This window comes from Longimicrobium sp. (assembly GCF_036387355.1).
GTDB lineage: Bacteria > Gemmatimonadota > Gemmatimonadetes > Longimicrobiales > Longimicrobiaceae > Longimicrobium.
The window spans coordinates 1-3,642 of the sequence record NZ_DASVTX010000408.1 but is presented as its reverse complement, the minus strand read 5'-3'; the positions used below and the strand labels follow the sequence as shown (position 1 = coordinate 3,642).

Genomic DNA, 3,642 nt, shown 5'->3' with positions numbered 1-3,642 from the left:
CACCAGCGGCGTCAGCGGATACCCGAAGGTGCGGTAGGGCCGGGGCAGCTCCGGGCGCCGCCGCCGCACCAGGATCACCGCGCCCACCATCAGCCCGTAGAACACCAGGTCCGCCGAGATGATGTACTCCAGCAGCTGCGTGTAGACGTTTCCGAACACCGGCGCGCCGGTGGCGGGGTCCGCCGTGACCGTACGGGGAAGGGTCAACAGCGCCGCCCACACGCCCTGCGCCAGCAGCGCCGCGCCGGGCACACGGTGGCGGTTCAGGCGTGCCGCCGCGCGAAAGAACAGGCCGTCGTTCGCCATCGCGTACTGCACCCGCGCGCCGGCCAGGATCAGCCCGTTGTTGCAGCCGAAGGTGCTGACGAGGATCGCGACCGCCATGGCCAGCGCGCCGGCGGGCCCCAGAATCTGCTGCACGGCGGCGACGGCCACGCGCTTCTGCGGCGCGTCGCGAATTCCGTCCAGCGGAAGAGTGACCACGTACGCCACGTTGGCCAGCAGGTACAGCGCGACCACCACGCCGCATCCGATCAGCAGGGCGCGGGGGAGGGTGCGCCCCGGGTCGCGCACCTCGCCGGCGGCAAAGGTGACGTTGTTCCACGCGGACTGGGCGAACAGCGGCCCCACCATGGCACGGCCCAGAAGCAGCACCAGCGCCAGCCCGCCCGCCACGCCCAGCCCCGGCTGCACCGCTTCCGGCGACCACCCGTTGGCCCACGGGTTCCACCACGACGCGGTGAAGGCCGCGCCCCGCGCGTTCCATCCCGCCAGCAGCCCCAGCACCACCAGCCCCAGCAGCGCGCCGGTCTTGGCCACGGTAAAGGTGTTCTGAATCCACCGTCCCGCCTGCAGCCCGCGCATGTTCACCGCCGTCAGCAGCAGGATCATTCCCGCCGCCACCGCCTGCTGCGTGGACAGGGAGACGGCGTACCGCCCGAACACGATGGGCTCGATCAGATACGCGGATCCCGACACCGCGGGCACCAGCACGCCCAGAAAGCTGGCGAAGGCGACCGCGACGGCCGCGATGGTCCCCGTCTGGATGACGACCCACATCCCCCAGCCGAACAGAAAGCCGGTCATGGGGCCGTACGCCTCGCGCAGAAACACGTACTGCCCGCCGGCGCGGGGCCACATGGCGGCCAGTTCCGCGCACGACAGCGCGCCGGTGATGGTCATGAGCCCCGCGAGCGCCCACGCCGCCAGCAGCCAGCCCGGCGCGCCCACCAGCCGCGTCGATTCCGCCGAGACGATGAAGATGCCCGAGCCGATCATGGAGCCGACGACCAGAAGCGTGGCGTCCAGGGCGCCCAGGCCGCGGTCGAGGCGCGCTTCGGGAGATACGGATTCGGGCATCGCAGGCGCTGTGGATGAGAGAGGGCGGGTCAGGTGGAGGGGCGCGCGCGGCGCGGCGGGCTACTTCGCGGGAGACACGACGGCCGCGCAGGTCCGCCCCGTCCAGAAGGGGTCGATGGTCTCCGCAATGTCTACGGCGGCATCCGCCGGCTCAGGACGAAGCGCGCGGCCGACGCTCCGGGGCGCAGAACGCCGCGCGGCGGGTGGGAGCGGTGGTCTGAATCCCGGCGCGTCTCAGGGTTCAGGGCCCGGCCGAAGCTACGCATCCGTCCCGCCAGACGCCATCGCCGGCGCACCCCAGCCGCCACCGCCCGGGGTCTCGAGCACCAGGCGGTCGCCGGTCGCCACGTCCACGCCATCGACGGGCGCCAGTTCGGCGGATTGGCCGTCTGCTCGAATGACGGTCTGGCGGCCGGGCGCGCCGGGCTGCCCGCCCTCCATGCCGAACGGGCCCTCCGTGCGATGCTGCGTCAGCACGGAAAGCGACATGGGCGCGAGAAAGGTGAACTCGCGCACAGCGCCGTCCCCGCCGGGGTGCGCGCCCGCGCCGCCCGAACCCTCGCGGATGGCAAACCGCTCCACCCGAACGGGATAGCGGTGCTCCACCACCTCCGGGTCGGTGATGCGCGTGTTGGTCATGTGGCTGTGGGTGGCGTGCGCGCCGTTCCACGTGGGACCCGCACCGCATCCGCCACACACGGTTTCGTAGTAGCCGAACCGCTCCGATCCCCACAGCACGTTGTTCATGGTCCCCTGGCTGCAGGCGGAAAGGCGCAGCGCGCGGATCAGCGTATCCGTAAGTCGCTGGCTCACTTCGGTGTTGCCGCCCACCACCGCGGGATCGCGCGCCGCGTCGTCGCCGAACGGCGGGTTCAGCAGCCCGGGCGGGAGGATGAGCCGCACGGGCCGCATCAACCCCTCGTTCAGCGGCAGGTTCTCGCGCACGAGGAGGCGCAGCACGTACAGCACGACGCTGCGCACGATGGCGGGCGTGGCGTTCAGGTTCCCGGCGTGCACGGCGGCGGACCCGGTGAAGTCCACCTCCGCCGCGTCGCCCTGAACGGTGATGCGGACGCGCAGCGGCGCCCCGTCGTCCAGCCGTTCCTCCGCCTCGTACACGCCGTCGGGCAGGGCCGCGAGCGCCGCGCGGATCCCGCGCTCCGCCCGCTGCTTGAGCGCGTCCATGTACCCCGCCACCGCGCCGCGCCCGTGCTCGCAGGCCAGCGCGCGAAGCATCTCCGCACCCCGATGGTTTGCCGCCACCGCCGCGGCAAGATCGGCCAGGTTGTCGTCCAGCGCGCGGGTGGGGTGCGCGCCGCGGGAAAGGACGCCGCGGATGTCGTCCCAGCGCGCCTCGCCGCCGCGCATCAGGTGCATGGGGGCGATGACCACACCTTCTTCCGCCAGCGTGCGTGCGGCGGGCGGCATGCTGCCCGGGCGCGTGCCGCCGATCTCCGCGTGGTGCGCGCGGCTCGCCACGTACCCGATCAGCGCGCCATCCGTGTCGTGAACGGGGGTGATGACGGTCACGTCCGGCAGGTGCGATCCGCCGAAGCCCGGATGGTTGGTGACGACGACGTCGCCCGGCTCCATCCGGATCGCGTCACGGACGGAGCGGACGCACAGCCCCATGGCGCCCAGGTGCACGGGGATGTGCGGCGCGTTCACCACCAGCTCGCCGTCCGCGTCCAGCAGCGCGCAGCTGAAGTCCAGGCGTTCCTTGACGTTGGTGGAAAGCGCCGTGCGCCGCAGCATCTCGCCCATCTCGCCCACCAGCGCGCGAAAGCGGGAGATGAAGAGTTCGGCGCGGACGGATTCGGGAGGGGATTGAGTACGAAAGTACGACGGTACGAAAGTACGGGAGGGAACGGCCTGTCCGGCCGCTTCATCCGGGCGGTGCGGAGCTTCGGCCGCGGCGTGGTGGAGGACCAGGTTGCCGGCAGAATCCACCACCGCGGACCATCCTTCCGCTACATAGGTGGCGCTGTGCTGCTCCGCGATCAGCGCCGGTCCGGCCAGCCGCGCGCCAGCCTGCAGCGACCCGCGCTCGTAGACCGGCACCTCCGTCCACCCGCCCCCGATCCACGTGCGCCGCTCGTCCGCGGGAACGGCGGAGTGCGCGGTGGCGGATTCCGGCGGTGCGACTGAGGCGGGAAGGGTGGCGGAGATCACGCGGACGCTTTCCACCTCGATGGGGCGCGCGGCGGGGCGGTGGCCGTAGATGGACGTGTAGCGCTCCTCGAACGCGGCGCGCGCGTCCGTGCCGGGCTCCACGTCGATCTG

The 3,642-nt window shown here is 72.2% G+C and carries 2 protein-coding genes; both read right to left on the bottom strand.

Annotation, left to right across the window (positions count from 1 at the left end):
• Positions 1-1,359: APC family permease (locus VF665_RS17950; protein WP_331054826.1), on the bottom strand; the 1,359-nt coding region annotated here is incomplete at its 3' end.
• A 258-nt stretch (positions 1,360-1,617) separates the two neighbouring features.
• Positions 1,618-3,642, bottom strand: a 2,025-nt coding sequence (locus VF665_RS17945; protein WP_331054825.1) for a hydantoinase B/oxoprolinase family protein, incomplete at its 5' end; no start/stop codon positions are given.